The sequence below is a fragment of the Micromonospora sp. URMC 103 genome (assembly GCF_051386435.1).
Taxonomy (GTDB): Bacteria; Actinomycetota; Actinomycetes; order Mycobacteriales; family Micromonosporaceae; genus Micromonospora.
This window is the reverse complement of record NZ_JBPQTR010000005.1, coordinates 548,914-571,011: the sequence shown is the minus strand read 5'-3', so window position 1 is coordinate 571,011 and position 22,098 is coordinate 548,914. Positions and strand designations below refer to the sequence as shown.

Below are 22,098 nucleotides of genomic sequence, written 5' to 3'. Positions count from 1 at the left end.
ATCACACGGCTAGGCTGGGCGTGACGTGGCAGGAAGGACGTGGAGGCCCCATGTCGACGGCGGACGTCGTACGCCCGTGATGATCGATGAGCCCGTGCGGCTTCCGGCGTTCACCGTCGAGCGGTGGGTGAACTCGCCGCCGCTGGATCCCGATGCGTTGCGCGGCCGGGTGGTGCTCGTCGACGTGTGGGAGTACACCTGCATCAACTGGATCCGCACCGCCCCCTTCGTGAAGGCCTGGCACCGCGCCTACGCCGACCGGGGGCTCGCCGTCATCGGCCTGCACGCGCCGGAGTTCGCGTTCGGCCGGTACGCGGAGAACATCGACCGGGGCATCCGTGACCACGGGCTCACCTACCCCGTCGCGATCGACAACGACTTCCGCGTCTGGGAGTCGCTCGGCAACATCGCGTGGCCGGCGCGCTACCTCTTCGACGTGAACGGGCAGCTCGTCCAGCGGTGGATCGGCGAGGGCGACTACGACCGCACGGAGGCGCAGATCCGCCAGCTTCTCGTCGCCGGGACGCCGGACGTCGAGCTGCCCCCGGTCACCCCGGAGGCGGCGAGGTTCGCGGCCACCGAGCAGCCCTCCTACGCCGGGGTGACCGAGGAGACGTACATCGGCGCCGACCGGCGGTTGCCCGGCGCGTTCACGCTGACCGGAGACTGGCGCAGCAGCGGCGACCACGTCGAACTGGGCGAGGGCGGCGGCGAGATCGTCCTGCCCTTCAACGCCGGCGAGGTCAACGTCGTGGTCGATCCGGGACCGTCCGGGCAGGTCCCGGTGCGGGTCCTGCTCGACGGGCGACCCGTCGGCGACGAGCGCGGCGCCGGCGTCGGCCCGGACGGGGTGGCGCACGTCGACCGGGCGGGCATGGTCCGGCTCGTCGCCGGCGCCTCACGCGACGACCACGTGCTGACCCTCGCGGCCGACCGGCCGGGCTTCCGCGCGTACGTCTTCACCTTCGGTCCCTAGGTGTTCTGTCCGGAGAGGTTGGGGACGCGGCTGGCGGGTGGGCCGCCGAGTGCGGTGTGGCTGCGGTGATTGTTGTAGTGGTGTAGCCATGCGGGCAAGGCGGCTCGTCGGGCTGTTTCTGAGGAGTACGGCTTGGCGTAGGCCCACTCGTCGGCGAGTGTGCGGTGGAACCGCTCGACCTTGCCGTTGGTTTGGGGCCGGTAGGGGCGGGTCTTCTTCACGCTGATCCCGGCGTTGGTCAGGGTGTCGCGCCAGAGCCGGGAGCGGTAGCAGCTGCCGTTGTCGGTGATGATGCGTCGCACGGTGATGCCCTGGGCGGTGAACCAGGCTTGTGCTCGCTGCCAGAAGGCGGTGGCGGTCTGGCGGGTCTCGTCGGTGAGGATTTCGGTATAGGCCAGCCGGGAGTGATCGTCCAGGGCGGTGTGTAGATAGGCGTATCCGAGCCGGGCGCCGCCCCACCGGTCGGTGGTGTGCCCGGGCGTGGCGGTGCGGTTGAGTTTGCCTCGTCGCCGGCCCTGGGTGCGCCAGCCGCCGCCGTCGGGGATGTTGCCGAGTTTCTTGACGTCGACATGGACCAGGTCGCCGGGGCTGGCGTGTTCGTAGCGGCGGACCGGGCGGCCGGTGCCGCGGTCGAGGTGAGCCAGGCGGGCGACCCCGGCACGGCGCAGGATCGCGTGGCACGTCGACGCCGCCATGTCGAGCCGGCCGGCGATCCGCGCTGGCCCCCACCGCTTCTTCACCCGCAGGTGCAGCACCTTGCGCTCGGCTGGCGGGCGGGTGCGGTTCGGGGACCGGTGCGGGCGACTGGACCGATCGGACATGCCAGCGACTCCTTCGGCCCGGTACCGGTCGGCCCACCGCTTCGCCGTATTCACGCTGACCTGGAACCGTTCCGCGGCCCGCCGCAACGGCCAACGATCGTCAACCACGCAGCGCGCCAGGCGCAGCCTGCCTCGCTCAGTCAAGGGTGCGTTAGCGTGGGGCACGAGGACCTCCCGGGTGGTGCGGAACCTTCGACAAGCTCCACCTCACCCGGAGGTCCTCACCCATTTCAAGATCCCAGCCCTGTCACCAACGTCCATGGACAGAACACCTAGGGCCTGTCTCGAAGTCCCTGGCCGGCCTGCGGCGGGCCAGGCAACGACCGGCGGCGTTGGAGATTGGTCCGGATACAACACCGGTATCCGAACCAATCTCCGCCTTGCCGGATCGCCGCCTGGACTCCGCCTCGGCTCGACCGAGGACTTCGAGACAGACCCTAGACGGCCGCCGACGCCGAGGCGGCCCGACCGCTTGGCCGGCCCGGCACGCCTCGGCGTCGACGTCCTGACTACTCCTCGCCCGGCTGGTAGCGCCGCTCGACGTGGCCCTTGAGGTCCTCCGGGTAGAAGTAGACGGGCCGGAGGTCGCCGTTCGCGTAGCGCTCGACCTGGTCGTCGAAGTGCGGCGACTCCGGGTGACCGCTCGCGCCGCCCGCCGTCACGGCCCAGGCGCGCACCTTCGGCCCGAACTCCACGACGGCCACGAAGCTGTTGCCGCTGGTGCCGTAGTAGCGCTTCGTCCCCGGGTAGCGTCGCGCCCCGAACGAGGCGAGAGAGCCCCACTGCGCCGACGTGAACGGCACCGGGAAGCTCGGCTTGCTGTCGTCGAACGTCTGGGTGATCGCCCCGTCGTTGCGCTGGAAGCGGTTGATCTCGCCCCAGGGCACCTGCCAGCCGCCGAAGTCCTGCGTGAGCCGCTGCACCGCCGCGTCGAGCGCCGCGAGCCGCTGCGGGTCGGTGGCGCGCTCGGCCAGGTAGTCCCACATCGACATGCCCGCGTCGCGTGCCGCCTGGGACAGCGGCGCCCAGAGCGCCTCGCCCCAGAACACGGCCAGCGAGGTCGCGGTGGATTCCGCCGCCCAGCGGAAGTCCCAGGCGCGCAGCAGGCCGACCGGGTCGGCGAGCCGCGCCTTCTGCGGGTCGCCCGCGGGCAGCTTGTCCCACGCGGCGACGAGCTGCGGAACGAGCCGGGCGAAGGCGGTGAGGTAGCGGTCGAAGGCGGCCTCGATGAGCGTCTGCGGGGTGAACTTGTCGCGGGCGCTGAGCACGCGGATGGCCTGCGGGCCGCGCGGGTTCTCGCCGGCCTGGTCGAAGTAGCGCGGGTAGTCGGAGGCCTTCGGGCTGTCCGCGCCGGCCGCGGTCCAGGGCCAGTTGTTCGAGTTGTACGTCCAGCCGTTCCTCGGGTTCACCACCTGCGGCATGCTCCGGAGGCTGTGCAGGCCGTGCCAGTCGGTGGCCGGGTCGCTGCCGTCGACGGGCTTGCGGTAGTCGAAGCGGTCCTGGCGGACCGGCATGAACTGCGGCATCAGGAAGGCGATCTCGCCCTTGGAGTCCGCGAAGAGCGTGTTGTTGGAGCTGTTGGCCTTGAGGCCGGCGACCTGGATGAAGTCCTCGTAGTCGCGCGTCTTGGTGCGCAGGAAGCTCTGCTGGAGCGCCTCGACGGGCTTGTTCATGAGCGCGAACGCGATCCACTTGCCGTCCGCCTCGCGCACGATCGGGCCGTGGTGGGTGGCGAGGGTGGTGAAGCGGCGCCGCGCGAGCCCACCGTCCTCCGTGCGGTAGGACAGGGTGATCGCCTTCGTCGTCACGGGTCGCAGGTCACGGCCGTAGCGGTAGTAGTGCCGCCCGTCCGCGCGGGTCACGATCGTCTCGGCGAACTCGTCGACGTTGTCGACGCCGCTGGACGTGTGCATCCAGCCCGTCCGGGCGTTGAAGCCCTGGTAGATGAAGAACTGGCCCCAGGTCGCGGCGCCGTACACGTCGAGCCCCTCACGGCTCGTCACGTGCTGCTCGGACCGGAAGAAGAAGCTGGTGTGCGGGTTGATCAGCAGCAGGGCGTGACCGTCGCGGGTGTGGCTCGGGGCGATGGCGATGCCGTTCGACCCGCTGGGCTCGCGGAACAGCAGCCCGCGTTCCTCGTCGGTCATCGGGATCTCGCGCTGGGAGTAGAACGCCTCGAGCTGGGTGAGCGGCACCCGCTCGATGTCGCCGCCGATGCTGCCCTCGGAGAAGCTCAGCGCCATCCACGGCTCGAACCGCCGGATCACGCGCGGCCGCACCTCGGGGTGGGTGGCGAGGTAGTAGTTCAACCCGTCGGCCCACGCCTGCATCAGCTTGCGCAGCCAGGACGGGCTCCGCAGGTAGTCCCGCTTCAGCTCCTCGGGGTCGATGTACAGCCGCTGGCGCAGGTCCTGCCAGATCGCGGTCTCGCCCTCGGCCTCGGCGAGGCGGCCGAGGCTCACCAGGTAGTTGCGCTCGATCCGGTTGAAGTCGTCCTCGGCCTGCGCGTACATCATCCCGAAGACCGCGTCGGCGTCGGTCCTGCCGACCACGTGCGGGATGCCCCAGTCGTCGCGGGTGATCGTCACGTGCTCGGCCTGCCGGCGCCAGCGGGCGAGGTCGGGTGCGTGCGTCGCGGGCGCGGCGGACGCGCTGGCCGGAATTCCCGTCGCGACGGCCGCCGCGCCGGCGGCCAGCCCGGCCGCTCCGCCCAGGATGCGGCGGCGGCTCAGCCCTTCGTGCTGCGTGTGGGTCATGGGGTGGTTCACCTTTCTTGGGGGGCTGTGATCGCGCGGGGTGGACCGGAGGGTGAGCGCCGCACGGTGTGCGGGCGGCGCTCACCCTCGGGCGTCAACTCAGGCGCGCGGACGCGGAGTCCAGGCCGCCGCGGACGCTGACGGCCTGCACCGTGATCCGGTCGCTGTCGGTCCTGGCCACGCGCAGCTTGACCTTCTGGTCGTCGCCGCCGTCCAGGTAGAACTGCGGCGCGGCGCCGACGGCGCGGGCGCCGTCGACCCGTACGGTGTCCGGAGCCACGATCTTGATTTCCTTCGCCTGCTCCAGGGCCGTGGGGATGCGGCCCGTGTTGCGGACCGTCGCCGTGATCTCGTGGGTCGCCCCGTCGCTCTGGGCGCCCTTGAGCTTCTTGACCTGCACCCGGTCGAGGGCCACCTGCGGCAGCGACTCGGTCAGGTAGAGGTTGAACTTCGCCTGGTTGGCGGCCCACTGACCGACGAGGTCGGCCGACGGGTTCTGCGACCAGAACTTGGGGTTGATGCCGCCGACCTCGACGGCCCCCAGCTTGGGGTGCTCCGCCTTCGTCCACGGCAGGAAGCAGTTCGTGCGGCCGTTCTCGACGCACCACCGCGACCGTTCCCAGTCCGCGTACCGGCCGTCCTTGTCGTAGTCGGTGTAGTCACCGCCGTTCCAGATCTCGTCGCCGTACCAGACGGCGCCGTACTGGAAGTAGCCGAAGTCCGGGCCGTGCCCGAACAGGGCCTCCGGATCGCCGCCGTTGCGGGTGGCGTAGTCGACGTAGACGCTGCCCGCGTTGCGGTACCCGGTGAACGACTGGCCGGCCTTGTCGAAGCGCTCGTAGAGCTTGCGGTCGCTCGTGTACATGCACTCCTCGGGCACGCAGGTCGAGGGGCCCCGCAGGTGCATGGGCACGCGGGTGTCCATGCTGTTCACCGCGCCGATGTTGGTGTGCGACATCAGCCAGGTGTAGACGTGGCGGGTCTCCGGCTCCGACAACGGGTACTCGCCGGCGCCGCCCTGGGTCAGGTTGCGGCCCGTGGCGTCGTCCTCCGGCATGACGTGCCAGTTGTACGGGTAGTTGCGGTGCAGGTCGAGGCCGCCGACGCCGTCCTCGTTGTAGCGGCCGTCGCCGTCGTTGTCCGTGCCCTCGGAGAAGATGAGGTAGTCGCCGTTGCCCGCGCCGACGCTCAGCATGGCGTTGCGGGCGGGGTCCCGCGCGTCCACGACGTGGGTGCCCTTGCCGGCGCCCACGTACTGGCGCATCTGGCCGAGGTAGCCGTCGCCGTTGAGGTCCTCGCCCGGGTCCTCGTCGCGCTTGCCGTCGCCGTCGTTGTCGTACGGCCGCACCGTCGACCGGTTCGTCTGCGCCGTGTACAGGTACATGTCGTGGCCGTCGGGGTTGTTGACCGGACGGATGTAGACCGTCTTGTCGTCGAGCAGACGGTCGACGGCGCGGTCCTTGCCGGCCTGGGTGATGAGGTGGTGCGCGAGCCACAGCGAGCTCTCGGCCGAGGAGGTCTCGCCGGAGTGCCGGTTCCCCTCGAAGTACGCGGCCGGCTTGTCGGTGTCCTTGCCGGTGGACTTGTCGGTGATGGTCAGCTGGTAGATGGGCTGGCCGCTGAAGCTCTCCCCCACGATGTACAGGTCGACGATGTCGGGCCGCTCGTGCGCCCACTTCCGCAGCCACCACTGGATCTCGATGCCGGTGTGGAAGTGGTCGAAGTCCATCTGCCCCGGGACCTTCGGCTGCACCTGGTCGTACCTGACGACCGGAAACGTGCTCTCGCCGTCCCGTTGGCCGGCGATCGTGATGGTGGGCGAGGTGGGCGTCACGCTCCCGGGGAACGGGCCGGGATCCTGCGGTGGCTGGAGGCCGACCGTGTAGGTGGGCGCCGCGGACAGGGCCGCGTCGTCGAGCGGATCGGCTCCGCCGTGCCCCCACAGCGGCGCGCTCCCGATGGCGAGGGCGCCGGCCGTCAGGACGGCCAGCAGGGTGTACGGGCGCTGGCGGTGCTTGCGTCCCGGCTCCTGCGGGACCACGGCGTCGAGGTGGGTGGTGTGTGCCTGACCGGATGAGCGTTGTGGAACGTCAGAGTCCACGGCGAATCTCCCAGTGTCACATCGGCGGTTGCCCACGACCAACAGGCAGGGCGATGACTCGTGTCGGGCGGCCACCCAATGGGAACTCGAGCTCCGATCACCGTAATCGGCCGTATCGCTTATGTAAATATCTATCGGCCTTTTGGTCCTTACGCGCAAGGGCGGGCGGATGCGGTACGCAGGCGTGTCGCCGCTGCGTACCGCACCGCCGGCGCGGCCGGGGGTGGTGGGCCGGACGCCCCCGGCCCACCACCGTCGCACCGCTGCGTCACAGGGCCACGCAGTCGCCGCCCCTGGGTCCGTTCACCGTGTTGGGCGCGCCGAAGTCCTTGACCGGGGCGCTGTTGCCGGCGCAGGCGAGCGGTCCGTTGACCCGGCTGCCGACCAGGACGGGCCCGTAGGCGCCGGCCAGCCGGCTGTACCGCTCGTTGGCGCTCACCTGGACGTTCTGCGACAGGGTGAGCGGGCCGTTGACGGTGGCGCCGGCGATCGTCACGTCCCGCGTGGTCCCGGTGATCCGGGCGGGCCCGTTCACCGTGGTGCCGAACATCTGCACCGCCTGGGCGCCGGTGGCCGTGACCCCGCCGTTGATCGCGCTGTCCCGGACGACGAGGGACGCGCCGGCCCGTACCGTCACCCCGCCGGCGACCTGGGCGCCGGTCAGGCAGGTCACGCCCTCGGTGGCCACGACGCGCGACTGCCGGCCGGTCAGGGTCGTCGTGCACTCCGGCGACGAGCCGGGCAGCACGGTGGCCTGGTAGCTGCTCGACCGGCCGACGTTGCCGGCCGCGTCGATGGCCCGGTGCTCGACGAGGTGCGTGCCGAAGCCCGGCACGAACCCGCCGCCGGGGTGGTCGTCGGGCAGCGTCTGCTCGAACGCCGCCTTCGACAGGCCGCCCGTGCCGAGGTTGCCGTACGTCAGGGCCTTGACGTCCGTGCCGGAGTGGCGGAACTGGAACGGCGACGAGGGCATGGGCTGCTCGGGGAACCCGAAGTAGTTGTACCAGCCGTCCTTGTCCAACCGGAGCTGGCCCACGACGTAGCGCTCCTCGTCGTACCCGGTGTGGTCGTCCTGCGGGTCCAGCCACATGTCCCAGCCGTTGAAGTACACCGGGTGGTCGGTGCCGCCGGCGAGCCGGGTGAGCGGCTCCGACAGTCGGCGGGGTGCCGTGGGCAGCGCGTTGTCGACGGTCCACTCGACCCGGTCGGAGACGCCACCCGGATCCGCCGGGTCGGTCACCGTGGCGGCGAGCTTGTGGGTGCCGGGCGACAGCTTCAGCGCCGCGAGATCGAGGTTGCGGCTGTTGTACGGGTTCGGCAGCGGATTGCCGTCGAGCGACCACGCCACGTCGGGGATCCGGTCGTCCGGGTGGTTGGTCCGCACGTACACGACCTCGTCGCCGGCGACCGGCTGGGTGTTCAGGGTGTGGCCGGTGACCGTGGCGGCCGCCGGCGACGGGGTGGCCTTCGTGTCGCCCACCGTCCACTGCCGGGTCTGCACGAACCGGGGGCCGTTGTAGCCGGAGTTCGTGGCCGTGTTGCCGGTGGACGGGTTGCGGACCCAGTCGGTGCCGTCGGGCCCCACCGGGTCGCGCACCTCGACGTGCACCACGGTCCCGGCCGGCAGGTCGAGCGGCGCGAGGTCGAGGTCGCGGCTGTTGTGCGTGTCGAGCACGCGGCCCTCGGGGCCGCCGACCCGCCAGGTCACCTGCAGCTCGTGGTAGCGCGGCTGCCCGGTCTCGACCCACAGCACGCCGTCGGACGGCACGGTGCCGAGCGGGGTGTGCCGTACGTTCATCTGCCCCGAGTTCCGCATGCCGGTCACCCGGGCGACCATGTGCTCGAGGCCGATCTGGTCGAAGTCGAACCCGATCCAGCGCATCATCGAGTGCTCGCTCGGCCGGCGCTGCCCGCACGGGTAGCTGCCGCCGCCCTCGTGCAGCCCGATCGTGCCGCCGGACAGGCTCTCCTCACCGATCCAGCGCCACCACTTGTGCTGGTCCTCCACCATCTTCTGCGGGTCGGTGTAGGTGGTGTGGTGGAAGCTGTTGGGTTCCCCGCCCGTGTAGCAGGGCCGCACCACGTCGCGGGAGGAGTACGGATACTCGTCGGCCAGGGTGCCCAGCGAGTGGCCGATCTCGTGCAGCGAGATCAGCGGGCCCTGCGGGGAGCCGCCCGAGGTGGTGGCATTGGTGCCGCCGATCCCGCCGTACGTGAAGGTGTTGAAGATGGCCAGGGTCTGCACGTTCTGCGCGGTACGCGGGATCCCCAGCACCGGTGCCACGTAGGTGTCCATGATCCGGTTGTGCGCCTGGTTGCCGGTCTCGCAGGGGTTGACCCCGGCGGGGTAGTACGCGGCGTAGCTCGCGCAGTCCACCGGCGCGCCGCCGTAGACGGTGCCGCGGGACAGGGGGTCGTTGCAGCCGTTCTGGTAGATCATCCGCAGCGCGGTGTTCTTGCCGTCGATCGGGCCCTCGCGCTGACCGGTGTCGCGGATCGTCCCGTCCGGATGGCGTACCCGTCCGTCCGGGTCGCACCGGACGCCGTAGTCGATCGAGGCGATCTCCACGGCGTACACGTTGATGTAGTCGCGGTAGGTCCGGAACGGCTCGGTGGCCCACATGACCGCCAGGTTGCGGTCGACGTCGGCCAGGAAGAGCTGCTGCTGGTCCCGCTGGTAGCCGTCACCCATGATGATCAGGTTCAGCCGCTCGGCCGCCGGGCCGGTGACCTGGATGGGATGCACCTTCGGCTCGGGCAGTGGCGTCGGTGGGCCGTCCGCCGGGGCGCCGCTCGCCGGGCCGACGCCGCTCAGCAGGCTCACCGCCAGGGCTGCCGCCGCGAGGATCGCGACCTTGAGTCTCACTGGTTGTCCCCCTCACCTTCGTCCGCCGGTTGGGTCTCCGGCCACCCGAAGTTAGTTGGGCATCGATGCGGGAATCACCAGACACCTGACGGAACTTCCGTGGCCGCCGGCCCTTCGGCTGAAGGGCCGGCGGCCACCGCTCGGCTCGCGGTCGGGGCCGCGCCGGTGGCCCCGGCGGCCCAGCGGCGGCCTCCCGGTGCCCGGTTCCCGACAGCACGGGCGGGGGCGGGGGCATACCCTCGCACCGTCGAGCCGGAAGGGGATGCGGATGAGTTTCCTGCAGCCTGCCGCACAGTCGGCGGACACCGAGCGGATGTTCGACGCGGACACGACGGCGATGGGCTACCTGCCGAACTTCACGCGGCTCTTCGCCCACAGTCCCGCCGCGTACGCCACGTGGCAGCAGCTCAACGCGGCCGTGAAGGCCGGGATGGACCTGCGCCGCTACGAGTTGGCGACGCTGGCCGCGGCCCGGGCGCTGAAGTCGTCGTACTGCGGGCTCGCGCACGGGAAGGTGCTGCGGGACAGGTTCTTCGACGCCCGGACGGTCGCCGCCATCGCCTCGGACCACGGCAGCGCCGGCCTGTCCCCTCAGGAGGTCGCCGTCGTCGACTTCGCGGGGAAGGTGGCGGCCGATGCCAGCTCGGTCACCGAGGCCGATGTGGCGAGCCTGCGCGGCCACGGTCTCGACGACACGGAGATCTTCCACGTGATCCTCGCCGCCGCCGCCCGGTGCTTCTTCAGCACCGTGCTCAGCGCCGCGGGGGCGAAACCAGACCCGCAGTACGACGACGTTCTCGACCCCGAGTTGCGGCGGGTGCTGAGTTTCGGGGGCTAGGTGAGGCTCGGGATGCCGACACGCTGCACCGCCTCACACCCCCGTACCTATTGACATTCGATAGGTGCTGGGTGAAAGTCGATAGGTGATCTGCTCGCTCCGCCGCGCGGCACCGCCGGCGGTCCGGTCGTCGGCCATCGGCACGTCGATGGTGGTCGGGCGATGATCGTCGACGTGCTGGTCGTCGGGGCCGGCCTGGCCGGGCTGCACACGGCCACGCTGCTCGCACGGCAGGGCCACGACGTGCTGCTGGCCGAACGCCGACCCACGCCGACCGGCGCGATCCGCACGACCGGGATCTTCGTCCGACGTACGCTCGACGACTTCGCCCTGCCTCCCGCGTCCCTCGGGCCGCCCATCCGACGGGTCGTGCTCTACCCTCCCGGGCTGCGCCGCCCGGTGGCCCTCGTCAGCACCCGCGACGAGTACCGGGTGGCCGACATGGCGTCGCTGTACACGGCGGCGGCCCGCGCCGCGGCGGACGCCGGCGTACAGATGGCCTGGGGCACCCGCTACGCCGGCCGACGAGGCGACTCCTTCCTCCTCGACGGCCGTGACGGGCCGGTCACCGTCCGGGCGCGGTTCGTCGTCGGCGCCGACGGCGCCCGCTCGCGGGTCGCCCGGGACCTCGGCCTGGGCCGCAACCACCACCTGCTGGTCGGCGCCGAGGAGGTCTTCACCATCCCCGCCGGTCACGAGCCGCCGACCTTCCACTGCGTGTTGGATCCGTCGCTCGCGCCCGGCTACCTGGCGTGGGTCGTCAACGACGGGCGGCACGCCCACGTCGGCGTGGCGGGCTACGCCGACCGCTTCCCCGACGGCCTGCGCCGCGCGCTGGAGCGGTTCGCCGCCACGGCGCCCGGGCTGCCAACCGGCGACCGCGAACCGGACGCGGTCGAGCGGCGCGGCGGCCCGATCCCCGTGGGCGGGGTGCTGCGCCGCATCAGCTGCCCCGACGGCCTCCTCGTGGGCGACGCGGCGGGAGCGGTGTCGCCGCTCACCGCCGGCGGCCTCGATCCGTGCCTGCGGTTGTCGGCGCTGGCCGCCGGCACCCTGCACGAGGCCCTCCGGACGGGCCGGCCCGACGCGTTGACCCGCTACGACGGCGCCGCCCTGCGTGCGCGCTTCCGGGGCCGGCTGATGCTGCGCCGGGGGCTGGCCCAGGTGCGTACGCCCACTCTCGCGGCGGCGGCGTTCACGCTGCTGCGTACGCCGCTCGGCCGGGCCGCGGCGAGCCGCATCCTGTTCGGCGACGGATCCTTTCCCGGCCCCGGCCCCGGCCCCGGCCCCGGTCCTGGTTCCGGCCCGGACGGCTGGTGAGAGGCGGGCGCTCGCGTCAGCGCAGCCGGCGGGCGGCGAACCTCGTGGGCGGGTCGGCGATCGCGTCCTGGGCGGCGACCAGCTGGATCTCCCGGGTGCCCGCGGCGAGGGTCGCCTCCAGGACGGCGAAGACGGAGGCGATGGTGCGTTCCAGCGCCGTCGCGGGCGAGCCCGTCGTCCACAGGTGCGCGAGATACAGGGCCGCCGTGACGTCACCGCCCCCGTTCGGGTTGATCGGCAGCAGCGGCGTGGTCACCGCCCAGGCGCCCTCGTCCGAGACGGCCACCACCTCGAGCGACCCCTCCGGCAGGTCGCCGTGCAGCACGCTGGTGACCAGCACGTGTCGCGGTCCCGCCGCGCGCACCACGTCGACGGCCTCCAGCACCTCGGTGAATGAGGTGGTCGTACGGCCGGCGAGGAAGTCGAGCTCGAAGTGGTTCGGGGTGATGATGTCGGCACGTGGCACGACGACGTCCCGCATGTACTCCGGAATGCCCGGGCGGACGAACATCCCGCGGCCCGCGTCGCCCATCACCGGGTCGCAGCAGTACACCGCGTCCGGGTTGGCCGCCTTGACCGTCTCCACCGCGTCGAGGATCACGGCGCCCATCGCCGGATCGCCCTGGTAGCCCGACAACACGGCGTCGGCGGTGCCGAGCACACCCCGGTCCCGGATGCCCGCGATCACCTCAGCCACGTCGGCCGGCGCCAGCAGCGGTCCGCGCCACGCGCCGTATCCCGTGTGGTTGGAGAAGTGGACCGTCAGCACCGGCCACACCTCGTGCCCCAGGCGCTGCAGCGGGAAGGTGGCCGCCGAGTTGCCGACGTAGCCGTAGGCGACCGATGACTGGATCGACAGGATCTTCACGGGCCCATCATGGCGGTTCCCACCCGCGCCACCCGCACGGCCCGCCGTTTTCTGTCGGCTGGCCCACTCGGGCCCCTGCCTGCTCCCCGGCGCTCCTGCGCTGGTCGCGGAGCGGGGCGGGGCGGTGAAGTCACCATGGCGACACATCCCTCTCCATCGCGGGCCACGGCCGCGAACACTCCAGGCATGGCGAACACCGAGCGTGAGCGCAGCGACGACCGCTTCGACAAGGCGGCCGAGGAGACCTCCGAGGCGTGAAGGCCGTCGCCCTGGTTTGGAGGGGCCACCACCGGGCAGACGGGCCACGCATCGGAGGCGTCCGGGTCGTACGCGGGCGCGGCGACGGTGAGGAGGAGCGTCATGCGGTCACGGTGGGGTCGACGCCTGCTCGTCGCCAGCGCCGCGGCGATGACGCTGGTCCCCTGGCTGGCCGACTGGAACCGCCGCCACACGTTCGGTCCCGGGTACGGGCCGCACGCCCGATGGCACGGCACCGCCGAGGTGATCGGCGCGAGCGGCTCCGGCGTGGTGATGCTGTGGCTGCTCACCCGCGGTGTGCGGGAGGACCGGCGGCTGGCGACCTGGGTGGCGGCGACGCTGCCGCTGCTGCGCTACGGCCCCTTCAACCTGACGCTGGCCGTGCCCGGAACGTCCCCGTACGAGGAGGGCGGCCCGCCGATCCGGCTGCTCGGGCTGCCCGCCTCGTTGCTCACCCAGGACGCCCTGATCGCGCTCGCGCTCGGCGGCTACGTGCTGGAGCGGCGGGCCGGTCGACGGTGAGATGGCGTGTCACCGCTGGTGGAGGACGCCGCTGAACAGGAGGATGCCCGGGGGCATCAGGGGGATCGTCCGGCTGCCGGAGCGGGTCTCCAGGCCGAGAGTGCGCTGCTCGGTCAGCTGGAGGCGGACGTCCAGGTCACCCGGGCAGCCGCTCATCGTGCCGTCATCGTCGCCCGCGCCCACGTAACGACTCCGCTCGACGTGGAGCTCGAGCAGGGCGTCGTCGGCGGTCTCCAGCGTCCAGGACGATTCGCACAACGGCTCGCCGCCGGACTCGGACCTGCTGGTCACCACGGCCTCACCGGTCTGTCCGCGGCTGATCGTCAGCGTCAGCGCGTACTCCTGCTGGTGGCAGGTGAACACCGCCATGCTGTGGCAGGTCTCCGCGCCCGTCCACCGGCCGAGGAAGTCATTGGGCACGTCGTTGCAGCCGACCGCGCGGTCGCGCGTCACGTCGCAGACCCACGACCCGGGCTCGGGTAGCAGCCACGCTCCGATGGCCACCAGGAGGGCGACCACCGTCCCGGTGACCGCCACGACCCGCTGCCAGGTGGGCCGGCTCCGGTCGTCGGTGCGGGACGCGGGGTCACGGTTGTCCGGCATCGGGTCCACCAGTCCTTCCGCGAAGCCGCCGCCATCGATCGATCGGCATCCATCCTAGTTCCGCGACGCCACATCCATCCCTCCCGAACGGTCGCCTCAAGGAATGCTCAAATCCGCCCGGCGAGCCCCGTCGATGCGATGAATGCACATACGCTCACCGCACCCAGCTCGCGCACGGGCGGCCCGGTCCTTCGCACGCCGGCGACCGTCGTACCCGGCCTCACCGTGCGTGAGCTAGGACGACCGTCCCGGGTGGACCCGTTCGGACCGCGCGCGCGTTGGTCACGACAGCATCCACAGGCTGCAATGCAGAAGGAGGGGGAATGCGACGCACACAGCTGCGCATCGCACTTCTCACGTTGACCGCCATGGCGGGGAGCGTCCTCGTGGCGACCGCGCCCGCGGGCGCGCATGCCGGGGAGCCGACAGCCACGGCCGGCGCCGGGCGGTCCCACCTCGAGGACTCGGAGCCGGTACGCCACGTCCGCATCCACCTGGACGGCGCCGCCCTGCTGGACAAGGTGGTCGCCGCGGGCTTCGATCTCGAGCACGGCCTCAAGCGCGTGCCCACCGGCATCGAGGGCGAGGCGGTGGTGACCGCCGAGCAGGTCACCGAACTCGAGGCGTTGGGCGTCGAGATCCTCGGCGAGAACGAGGGCTTCGCGTGGAACCAGGAGGCCGACGGAGGGCTCCGCGCGTTCGCCGCGAACACCGTCCAGCCGGCCACCCACACGGCGACCGTACGGGTCGTCCGCGCCGACTGGTTCACCACGAAGGGCCAGGGGTTCCTCTACGTCGAGGCCCGGACCACCGAGGGGCAGCAGACCGACCCGGTCGTCACGATGCAGCTCGAGAACGACGCGGGCCGGGGCACGTCGTTCGGCTTCCCGCGGACGATGAGCCGCTTCGTCGACTCCGGGCAGTACATGTTCCACCGGAACCTGTTCAAGCTGGACAGGCGCCCCGACCAGATCCGGGTCACGAGCTCCACCGGCGGCGTCGCGGTCGGCACCGTGTCCAACTGGTTGGAGGACGCCCCGCCGCCGCTGACGGCGAACCCGGCCTACAAGTGGGACTTCGTCGACGGCTACCGGCACCCCCAGCAGCTCTACAGCCGCGCCGAGGAAATCGCCCGCCAGTACCCGGACATCGCCGAGATCGTCTACCTGCCGAACAAGACCAACGGCTACCAGCGCAAGGCGCAGGCCACGATCGGCGGCACCGGGCAGGAGGCGGTCGTCGTGAGTTCGGCCGCGTGGGGCCACGAGGGCGGCAACGACATCACCGTCGAGTTCGTGGACCGGCCCGGGGCGAACCTCCCGCTCGCGGTGAAGGTGGCCGGCAAGGCCATCCGCGTCCTCCTCGCGAAGAACGCCTCCGGCGCGCTCGCGAGCACGGCCGCCGAGGTGGCGACGGCGCTGGAGACCCGGTCGCAGGGCCTCGTCGACCGGGCACACCCGTACCGCACCAACGCCGGCACCGGCATCGTCGCGGCGACGCCCGGTCCCGTGGCGCTCACCGACTTCCTCGACCAGAAGCGTGCCGGCGCGCCGGAGGGCGACGTGCCGCGCGGTCCGGCAACGATCCCCGTCCTGCGCATCGGCAAGCACCGCGACGGCCGCAACCCCGGTGTGCTGATCCAGGCGCAGGACCACGCGCGTGAGTGGGTGCCCGCGACGACCACGCTGGAGACGGCCGAGCGCCTCGTGCACAACTACACGTCGGACCGGGAGACGAAGAAGATCGTCGAGAACACCGACATCTTCCTCATCCTGTCCAACAATCCCGACGGGGCGAACTACAGCTTCTACAACTTCGCCTCCCAGCGCCGGAACATGACGAACCACTGCCCGGACGAGAACGCCGATCCGGGCCGGCGCAACTCCTGGGGCGTCGACCTCAACCGCAACTACCGGGTCGGGTCGGGCCACGACGGCTACGCGGGCGCGTCGACGAGCTGCGTCAGCGACACGTTCCAGGGCCCGGCGGAGCTGTCCGAGCCGGAGTCGAAGAACATCATCTGGCTGGTCGAGCGGTACCGGAACATCAAGTTCATGATGTCCGTGCACTCCAACGGCGGCCAGCTGTTCTGGCAGCCGGGCGCCTACATCGCCGACGGGCGGATCACCACGCCGCGCCCGCCGCTGGGCGACGAGGCGTTCTACTGGCAGTCGGCGTCCAGGATCCTGTCGCAGGTCAAGGCGCACCGGGAGACCGTCGTGACGCCGGAGAACGTCGGCGGCTCGTCGGACGTCCTCTACTCCTCGGCGGGCAACGTCCGCGAGGACCTGTACTACACCTACGGGATCTACGCCTTCGGCTGGGAGGTCGGCGGGTCGGTCTACAACCCGGCCACCGGCAACTGGCAGGGCGGCTCGTTCCAGCCGGAGTGGGTCGGCAACCCGGACCTCGTGAGCGGCCACTCCGAGACGATGGAGTACGCCAACGGGATCATGGAGATGTTCCGGATCGCGGCGGAGTGGGGCAAGGACAAGAAGGACCCGAGGTCCACGCTCGTTCCGGGCGGCGGAAAGTACCGCGGGCCCGTCGACGTGCGCTTCGAGACCAACGAGCCGGCGACCATCTACTACACGACGGACGGCAGCCGGCCCACGATGGAGTCACCGCGGTACGCGGCGACCGACTTCCGCGAGCCCGGCCAGGTGTTCCACGTGACCGAGACGACGACGTTCCAGTGGTTCTCGGTCGACGCCGCCGGCAACATCGAGAACAACTACGACCCGACGAAGAAGGACAGGCGCAACAACTACCGCAAGGCGACCATCACGATCAAGAAGTAGACGCCTCGCTGGTCATCGCCTCGTCGGTGCGGTCTGTCCGCACCGGCGGGGCGATGCGCTGCTGTGCACGTACCCTCGCTCGCCGACGCGGCCCCGCCGGCTCCTGCGCGTGCCGGTCGGGATGCTCGTGCCGCGCCACCCGGGGGTGACGCCCCCGGGCACCGGGCGGGTCGCGATCCGCGTGCTCCTCCCCCGAACGCCGCGCGCTCAGGCGCGGGCGAAGTCGCGCAGCGCGGCGGCGAGCACGTCGGCGGGGGCGCTGTGCTGCTCGCCCTCGACGGCCCGCAGCGTGGCGGTGGGCAGCAGCTCGGCGAGCGCCCGGGTGCCGGCGACGATGAACGGGAAGGTCCCGGTGCCGTGCATCACGAGCGTGGGCACGGTGACCGACGCCCAGCGGTCCCGCGGCAGGGGCGCGCCCGACATCGTGGTCCCCATGATCCGGCCGTCGTAGGCGATGGTCGGCGCCACCGCTTCCATGATCGGCCAGAACTCGCTCTGCCGGATGCCGCCGACGGCCTCGGCGGGCATGCCGGCCGCGGCCGTGAGGAACAGCTCCGCGGCATCGCCCGGACGACCGTCGGCCACGGCGGCGTCGAGGCGCTGCACGTAGTCGGCCGGCAACGGCGGGCGGCTGTCGTCGACGACGAACGGCGGCTCGAACAGCGCGAGACGCCGGATCGGGAGGCCGGCCGCCGCGGCGTCGAGCGCCAGGACGGCGCCGGACGACCAACCGAACAGGGTCACCGGCTCACCGGCCACCTTGATAAGCGCGGCGAGGTCCTCGATTTCGCGCTCCACGGCGTACGGCCCGGTGTCCGTGCTCTCGCCGCGTCCGCGGCGGTCGTAGGCGTAGGTGCGGAACTCGTCGCCCAGCAGCCGCCCGATCTCGGAGTTCGTGGGGTTGATGGCGGGGTACGCCGTGGCGCCGTCGATGATGATGAGCGGCTCGCCCCGGCCGAACGCGGTGAAGGCGATCACGGTGCCGTCGGCGGACACGGCGGCCGCGTTCACGTTCTCGGTCATTCTGGTTACCTCTCTGCTGGCGGTGCGGGATGTCCCGGCGGCGGGGTGCCGCGTCGCAGCAAGGCTATGGACCGTCGGCGTCGCCGATCTTGTACAGAAGCGACAGGGGCTCGGCCGCGTCCCGGCGGCGGAGCTCGCCGGCGGTACGACCGATGAACCGCTGGAGCGAGCGGGCGAGGTGCGGCTGGTCGTAGTACCCGAGCCGGTCGACCACGGCGAGCGGTGCGACGCCCTCGCCGAGCAGGATCGCGGCCTGCCGGGCGCGCTCGATCTGCCGGATGCCGCCCTGCGTGAGCCCGGTGGCCGCGGCGACGCGGCGCTGCACGGTGCGCGTGCCGATCTCCGGCGTCGCGCCGGCCACGACCTCGTCGACGAGCGGGTCCCGTACGACGACGCCCTCGCGTACGAGCCGGGCCACGAACTGCTCGGCGCTGTCGAAGTCGGGGACGAGCCACTCCTGCCCGCGCAACAGGAACGTCCGGGCGGTGGCGTGCGGGCTCTCCAGCGCGGAGTCGACCAGGCGCGCGGCGGGCAGGTGCGGCATCGACGTGCCGTGGGCGAACGTGATGCCGAACGACGCCGACCCGTCCGGCACCTCCGCGCTCGACGCCGTGGTCTCCGGACCCCGTACGGCGGCGTGCATGCCACCGTCGTGTTCCCAGAACACGAGTTCCCAGTTCGAGGTCGCTATCGAGGTCATCCGGGCGACGCCGGACGCGTGGCTGCGCCAGACCCGGTGGATGTAGGGCGAGTCCGACGCGCGGTCCTCGTTCTCGAGCGGCATCCCGGCCCTCCTCCGCTGGATTCGCGCGCTCATTTTCGCAGGTGGCCGGCCCGTCGCGCACCGGCACCGGATCATCGACGGCGCTCGGTGCGGCTCCTCCCGCAGGCGTCGGCGGGGCATTCCCCGCTGGGCGAAGTGGCGGGAGGCGCGGCACGCGACGCGGTGTGAAGCGCCCCGACCTGCGGGGCGACGTCGGTGCGGCGTGGCATCATCGCGTACGTGTCCAGCAGCAGCTCCGCCGAGGCCCAGTACCTGCGCGACCTCGTCCTGCTGCGCCGGGTCCGCGACCGGATGGACCGGGAGTACGCGCAGCCGCTGGACGTCGAGGCGCTCGCCCGCGGCGTGAACATGTCGGCCGGGCATCTCAGCCGCCAGTTCCGGCGCGCCTACGGCGAGTCGCCGTACGCCTATCTCATGACCCGGCGCATCGAACGCGCCATGGCGCTGTTGCGCCGCGGCGACCTCAGCGTCACCGATGTCTGTTTCGCGGTCGGCTGCGCGTCGCTCGGCACCTTCAGCACCCGCTTCACGGAGCTGGTCGGCGAGTCGCCCAGCGCGTATCGCGCCCGCACGGCTCCCGCGTCGGCGGAGACGCCCTCGTGCATCACGAAGCAGGTCACCAGACCGATCAGGAATCGAGAAGCACGGGGCACCGGGCCGCAGCTAGCGTGAGCGGCATGGAGACCGGGCGCCACCGAGAAGAAGGATGAGCATGGCCACCAGGACGGGCAGCCAGTCCCCCGCGCCGCACGTTGCCGACAACCACGATCTGATCCGGGTGCACGGCGCTCGTGAGAACAACCTCAAGGACGTCAAGATCGAGATTCCGAAGCGCCGGCTGACGGTGTTCACCGGGGTCTCGGGCTCGGGCAAGAGCTCGCTGGTGTTCGACACGATCGCCGCCGAGTCGCAGCGGCTCATCAACGAGACCTACAGCGCGTTCGTGCAGGGCTTCATGCCGACGCTGGCCCGGCCCGAGGTCGACGTGCTCGAGGGGCTGACGACCGCGATCATCGTCGACCAGGAGCGGATGGGCGCCGACCCCCGCTCCACGGTCGGCACCGCCACCGACGCCAACGCGATGCTGCGCATCCTGTTCAGCCGGCTCGGCAAGCCGCACATCGGTTCGCCCCAGGCGTTCTCCTTCAACGTCGCCTCGATCAGCGGAGCCGGCGCCGTCACCATGGAACGCGCCGGGCGCACCGTGAAGGAGCGTCGCAGCTTCCGCGTCACGGGCGGCATGTGCCCGCGGTGCGAGGGTCGGGGCCAGGTCAACGACATCGACCTCTCCCAGCTCTACGACGAGGGCAAGTCGCTCAACGAGGGCGCCGTCACGATCCCCGGCTACAGCATGGACGGCTGGTACGGGCGCATCTTCCGCGGCTGCGGCTTCTTCGACCCGGACAAGCCGATCCGCGCCTTCACGAAGAAGCAGCTGGACGACCTGCTCTACAAGGAGCCCACCAAGATCAAGGTCGACGGCATCAACCTCACGTACATGGGTCTGGTCCCGGCGATCCAGAAGTCGTTCCTGTCCAAGGACGTCGAGGCGATGCAGCCGCACATCCGCGCGTTCGTGGAGCGGGTGGTGACGTTCACGACCTGCCCCGAGTGCGACGGCACCCGGCTCAGCGAGGCGGCGCGTTCGTCGAAGATCGACGGGATCAGCATCGCCGACGCCTGCGCCATGCAGATCAGCGACCTCGCGCGGTGGGTCAAGGAGCTCGACGAACCGTCGGTGGCGCCGCTGCTCGCGGCCCTGCGGCACACCCTCGACTCGTTCGTCGAGATCGGGCTCGGCTACCTCAGCCTCGACCGCCGGTCCGGCACCCTCTCCGGCGGCGAGGCGCAGCGCACCAAGATGATCCGTCACCTGGGGTCGTCGCTCACCGACGTGACCTACGTGTTCGACGAGCCGACGGTCGGGCTGCACCCGCACGACATCCAGCGGATGAACGGCCTGCTGCTGCGGCTGCGCGACAAGGGCAACACCGTGCTGGTCGTGGAGCACAAGCCGGAGACGATCGCCATCGCCGACCACGTCGTCGACCTCGGGCCCGGCGCCGGGACAGCCGGCGGCGAGGTGGTGTTCGAGGGCACCGTGGCGGGCCTGCGGGCCAGCGGCACCCTCACCGGCCGGCACCTGGACGACCGCGCCTCCCTCAAGCCGTCGGTGCGGACGCCGTCCGGGGTCCTGGAGGTGCGCGGCGCCCGCGCCCACAACCTGCGCGACGTCGACGTCGACATCCCGCTCGGCGTGCTGGTCGTCGTCACCGGTGTGGCGGGCTCGGGCAAGAGCTCCCTGATCCACGGCTCGGTGTCCGGGCGCGACGGTGTGGTGTCGGTCGACCAGACCGCCATCCGCGGCTCGCGGCGGAGCAACCCGGCGACGTACACGGGGCTGCTCGACCCGATCCGCAAGGCGTTCGCGAAGGCCAACGGCGTGAAGCCCGCCCTGTTCAGCGCCAACTCCGAGGGCGCCTGCCCCGCCTGCAACGGCGCCGGTGTCATCTACACGGACCTGGGGATGATGGCCGGGGTCACGACCACCTGCGAGGAGTGCGAGGGGCGGCGGTTCCAGGCTTCGGTGCTGGAATACCGCCTCGGCGGCCGCGACATCAGCGAGGTGCTCGCGATGTCGGTGGCCGAGGCCGAGGCGTTCTTCGGCGCCGGCGAGGCCGCCACGCCGGCCGCGCACCGGATCCTCGACCGGCTCGACGACGTCGGCCTCGGCTATCTCAGCCTCGGCCAGCCGCTCACCACGCTGTCCGGCGGCGAGCGGCAGCGGCTCAAGCTCGCCGCCCGCATGGCCGAGAAGGGTGGCGTCTACGTTCTCGACGAGCCGACCAGCGGCCTGCACCTCGCCGACGTCGAGCACCTGCTCGGCCTGCTCGACCGGCTCGTGGACACCGGCAACTCGGTCATCGTCATCGAGCACCACCAGGCGGTCATGGCGCACGCCGACTGGATCATCGACCTCGGGCCCGGCGCCGGCCACGACGGTGGGCGGATCGTGTTCGAGGGCACGCCCGCCGACCTCGTCGCCGCCCGCTCCACGCTCACCGGCGAGCACCTCGCGGCCTACGTGGGCGCCTGACGCGGCGCCTCGTCGTCGACGGTGCGGGTGCGGCACCAGGCCCCGCCACGACACCCGACCGGCGTCGGCCGACGACCGGCCACGGCACCGGACCCGCGTCGGCCGACGACCGGCCGCGGTACCCGACCGGCATCGGCCGACGACCGGCCACGACACCGGACCCGCATCGGCCGACGACCGGCCGCCACGAAAGGCCCGCCGGGGAGCAGCCGCTCCGGCGCGGCCCTGACGCAAGCTTGATCCACACCACTTCGCCGATCTGGCGGCATCCGACACGGTGGGACACCGCCACTTCGGCGAACTGGAGTCGATCAAGGCACCGCCCGCGGTCGCTGCGGTCGAGGCACCGCCTCTCGTTCGCCGCGATCAAGGCACCGCCCGCGGTCGCCGCGATCAAGGCACCGCCCGCGGTCGCCGCGATCAAGGCACCGCCCGCGGTCGCCGCGGTCGAGGCACCGCCCGCG

At 71.6% G+C, this 22,098-nt stretch carries 16 protein-coding genes; 8 read left to right on the top strand and 8 right to left on the bottom strand.

Translation table 11 applies throughout. The features are described from left to right. Positions 1–79: 79 nt before the first annotated feature. Positions 80–976: a redoxin gene (locus ACSNOA_RS15745; RefSeq protein WP_436659093.1), complete on the top strand. Its 897-nt coding sequence runs from the start codon at positions 80–82 to the stop codon at positions 974–976. On the opposite strand, the gene ACSNOA_RS15740 is transcribed toward ACSNOA_RS15745, so the two are convergent. The 4 genes from ACSNOA_RS15740 to ACSNOA_RS15725 all read right to left on the bottom strand — a co-directional run bounded on the left by ACSNOA_RS15740 (position 973) and on the right by ACSNOA_RS15725 (position 9,520). After that, complete coding sequence (locus ACSNOA_RS15740; protein WP_436659092.1) at positions 973–1,962, bottom strand: IS481 family transposase; 990 nt, start codon at positions 1,960–1,962, stop codon at positions 973–975. The genes ACSNOA_RS15745 and ACSNOA_RS15740 overlap by 4 nt on opposite strands. Positions 1,963–2,306: 344 nt before the next feature. Beyond that, positions 2,307–4,553, bottom strand: a complete 2,247-nt coding sequence (locus ACSNOA_RS15735) for a penicillin acylase family protein (RefSeq protein WP_436659090.1) — start codon at positions 4,551–4,553, stop codon at positions 2,307–2,309. Positions 4,554–4,647: 94 nt separating this feature from the next. Next, the gene (locus ACSNOA_RS15730; RefSeq protein WP_436659089.1) at positions 4,648–6,654 is read right to left on the bottom strand and encodes a M14 family metallopeptidase; all 2,007 of its coding nucleotides are present in this window, start codon (positions 6,652–6,654) and stop codon (positions 4,648–4,650) included. A 268-nt stretch (positions 6,655–6,922) separates the two neighbouring features. After that, complete coding sequence (locus ACSNOA_RS15725; protein WP_436659087.1) at positions 6,923–9,520, bottom strand: M64 family metallopeptidase; 2,598 nt, start codon at positions 9,518–9,520, stop codon at positions 6,923–6,925. Positions 9,521–9,788: 268 nt separating this feature from the next. Here ACSNOA_RS15725 and ACSNOA_RS15720 point away from each other — a divergent pair, with 268 nt between their 5' ends. Beyond that, entirely contained in the window at positions 9,789–10,358 is a 570-nt protein-coding gene (locus ACSNOA_RS15720) for a carboxymuconolactone decarboxylase family protein (protein WP_436659085.1), read from the top strand. A gap of 162 nt (positions 10,359–10,520) precedes the next feature. Continuing rightward, the gene (locus tag ACSNOA_RS15715) at positions 10,521–11,678 is read left to right on the top strand and encodes an NAD(P)/FAD-dependent oxidoreductase (RefSeq protein ID WP_436659083.1); all 1,158 of its coding nucleotides are present in this window, start codon (positions 10,521–10,523) and stop codon (positions 11,676–11,678) included. A gap of 16 nt (positions 11,679–11,694) precedes the next feature. Here the strand turns inward: ACSNOA_RS15715 and pdxY are convergent, their stop codons facing one another. Continuing rightward, positions 11,695–12,546 (bottom strand): pyridoxal kinase PdxY, encoded by an 852-nt coding sequence (gene pdxY, locus ACSNOA_RS15710; protein ID WP_436659082.1) that lies wholly within the window; start codon positions 12,544–12,546, stop codon positions 11,695–11,697. Positions 12,547–12,681: 135 nt separating this feature from the next. Between pdxY and ACSNOA_RS15705 the strand changes: the two genes are divergently transcribed. Beyond that, positions 12,682–12,804, top strand: coding sequence for a hypothetical protein (locus ACSNOA_RS15705; protein WP_436659081.1), 123 nt, complete (start codon positions 12,682–12,684; stop codon positions 12,802–12,804). A 102-nt stretch (positions 12,805–12,906) separates the two neighbouring features. After that, entirely contained in the window at positions 12,907–13,326 is a 420-nt protein-coding gene (locus tag ACSNOA_RS15700) for a hypothetical protein (protein ID WP_436659079.1), read from the top strand. Between the two features lie 9 nt (positions 13,327–13,335). Here the strand turns inward: ACSNOA_RS15700 and ACSNOA_RS15695 are convergent, their stop codons facing one another. Continuing rightward, on the bottom strand, positions 13,336–13,929 hold the full coding sequence (locus ACSNOA_RS15695) for a hypothetical protein (RefSeq protein WP_436659078.1): 594 nt from the start codon (positions 13,927–13,929) through the stop codon (positions 13,336–13,338). A 323-nt stretch (positions 13,930–14,252) separates the two neighbouring features. Here ACSNOA_RS15695 and ACSNOA_RS15690 point away from each other — a divergent pair, with 323 nt between their 5' ends. Then, on the top strand, positions 14,253–16,730 hold the full coding sequence (locus ACSNOA_RS15690) for a M14 family metallopeptidase (RefSeq protein ID WP_436659077.1): 2,478 nt from the start codon (positions 14,253–14,255) through the stop codon (positions 16,728–16,730). A gap of 207 nt (positions 16,731–16,937) precedes the next feature. Here the strand turns inward: ACSNOA_RS15690 and ACSNOA_RS15685 are convergent, their stop codons facing one another. Together ACSNOA_RS15685 and ACSNOA_RS15680 are read right to left on the bottom strand one after the other, a co-directional pair. After that, positions 16,938–17,753: an alpha/beta fold hydrolase gene (locus ACSNOA_RS15685; RefSeq protein ID WP_436659076.1), complete on the bottom strand. Its 816-nt coding sequence runs from the start codon at positions 17,751–17,753 to the stop codon at positions 16,938–16,940. A gap of 64 nt (positions 17,754–17,817) precedes the next feature. After that, positions 17,818–18,537: a helix-turn-helix domain-containing protein gene (locus ACSNOA_RS15680; RefSeq protein ID WP_436659075.1), complete on the bottom strand. Its 720-nt coding sequence runs from the start codon at positions 18,535–18,537 to the stop codon at positions 17,818–17,820. A 291-nt stretch (positions 18,538–18,828) separates the two neighbouring features. On the opposite strand from ACSNOA_RS15680, the gene ACSNOA_RS15675 reads away from it, so the two are divergent. Together ACSNOA_RS15675 and ACSNOA_RS15670 are read left to right on the top strand one after the other, a co-directional pair. Next, positions 18,829–19,209 carry a helix-turn-helix transcriptional regulator gene (locus ACSNOA_RS15675; RefSeq protein ID WP_436662314.1) on the top strand — a complete coding sequence of 127 codons (381 nt, stop codon included), beginning with the start codon at positions 18,829–18,831 and terminating at the stop codon, positions 19,207–19,209. 40 nt (positions 19,210–19,249) lie between these two features. After that, positions 19,250–21,634, top strand: a complete 2,385-nt coding sequence (locus tag ACSNOA_RS15670) for an ATP-binding cassette domain-containing protein (RefSeq protein ID WP_436659074.1) — start codon at positions 19,250–19,252, stop codon at positions 21,632–21,634. Positions 21,635–22,098 lie beyond the last annotated feature (464 nt).

Bases quoted from the DNA above. Each gene is read 5' to 3' on its own strand.
- ACSNOA_RS15705 (WP_436659081.1), top strand. From the start codon at position 12,682: ATGGCGACACATCCCTCTCCATCGCGGGCCACGGCCGCGAACACTCCA.
- ACSNOA_RS15690 (WP_436659077.1), top strand. From the start codon at position 14,253: ATGCGACGCACACAGCTGCGCATCGCACTTCTCACGTTGACCGCCATG.
- ACSNOA_RS15735 (WP_436659090.1), bottom strand. From the start codon at position 4,553: ATGACCCACACGCAGCACGAAGGGCTGAGCCGCCGCCGCATCCTGGGC.
- ACSNOA_RS15720 (WP_436659085.1), top strand. From the start codon at position 9,789: ATGAGTTTCCTGCAGCCTGCCGCACAGTCGGCGGACACCGAGCGGATG.
- ACSNOA_RS15670 (WP_436659074.1), top strand. From the start codon at position 19,250: ATGGCCACCAGGACGGGCAGCCAGTCCCCCGCGCCGCACGTTGCCGAC.
- ACSNOA_RS15680 (WP_436659075.1), bottom strand. From the start codon at position 18,537: ATGCCGCTCGAGAACGAGGACCGCGCGTCGGACTCGCCCTACATCCAC.
- ACSNOA_RS15700 (WP_436659079.1), top strand. From the start codon at position 12,907: ATGCGGTCACGGTGGGGTCGACGCCTGCTCGTCGCCAGCGCCGCGGCG.
- ACSNOA_RS15715 (WP_436659083.1), top strand. From the start codon at position 10,521: ATGATCGTCGACGTGCTGGTCGTCGGGGCCGGCCTGGCCGGGCTGCAC.
- ACSNOA_RS15685 (WP_436659076.1), bottom strand. From the start codon at position 17,753: ATGACCGAGAACGTGAACGCGGCCGCCGTGTCCGCCGACGGCACCGTG.
- ACSNOA_RS15695 (WP_436659078.1), bottom strand. From the start codon at position 13,929: ATGCCGGACAACCGTGACCCCGCGTCCCGCACCGACGACCGGAGCCGG.
- ACSNOA_RS15745 (WP_436659093.1), top strand. From the start codon at position 80: ATGATCGATGAGCCCGTGCGGCTTCCGGCGTTCACCGTCGAGCGGTGG.
- ACSNOA_RS15675 (WP_436662314.1), top strand. From the start codon at position 18,829: ATGGACCGGGAGTACGCGCAGCCGCTGGACGTCGAGGCGCTCGCCCGC.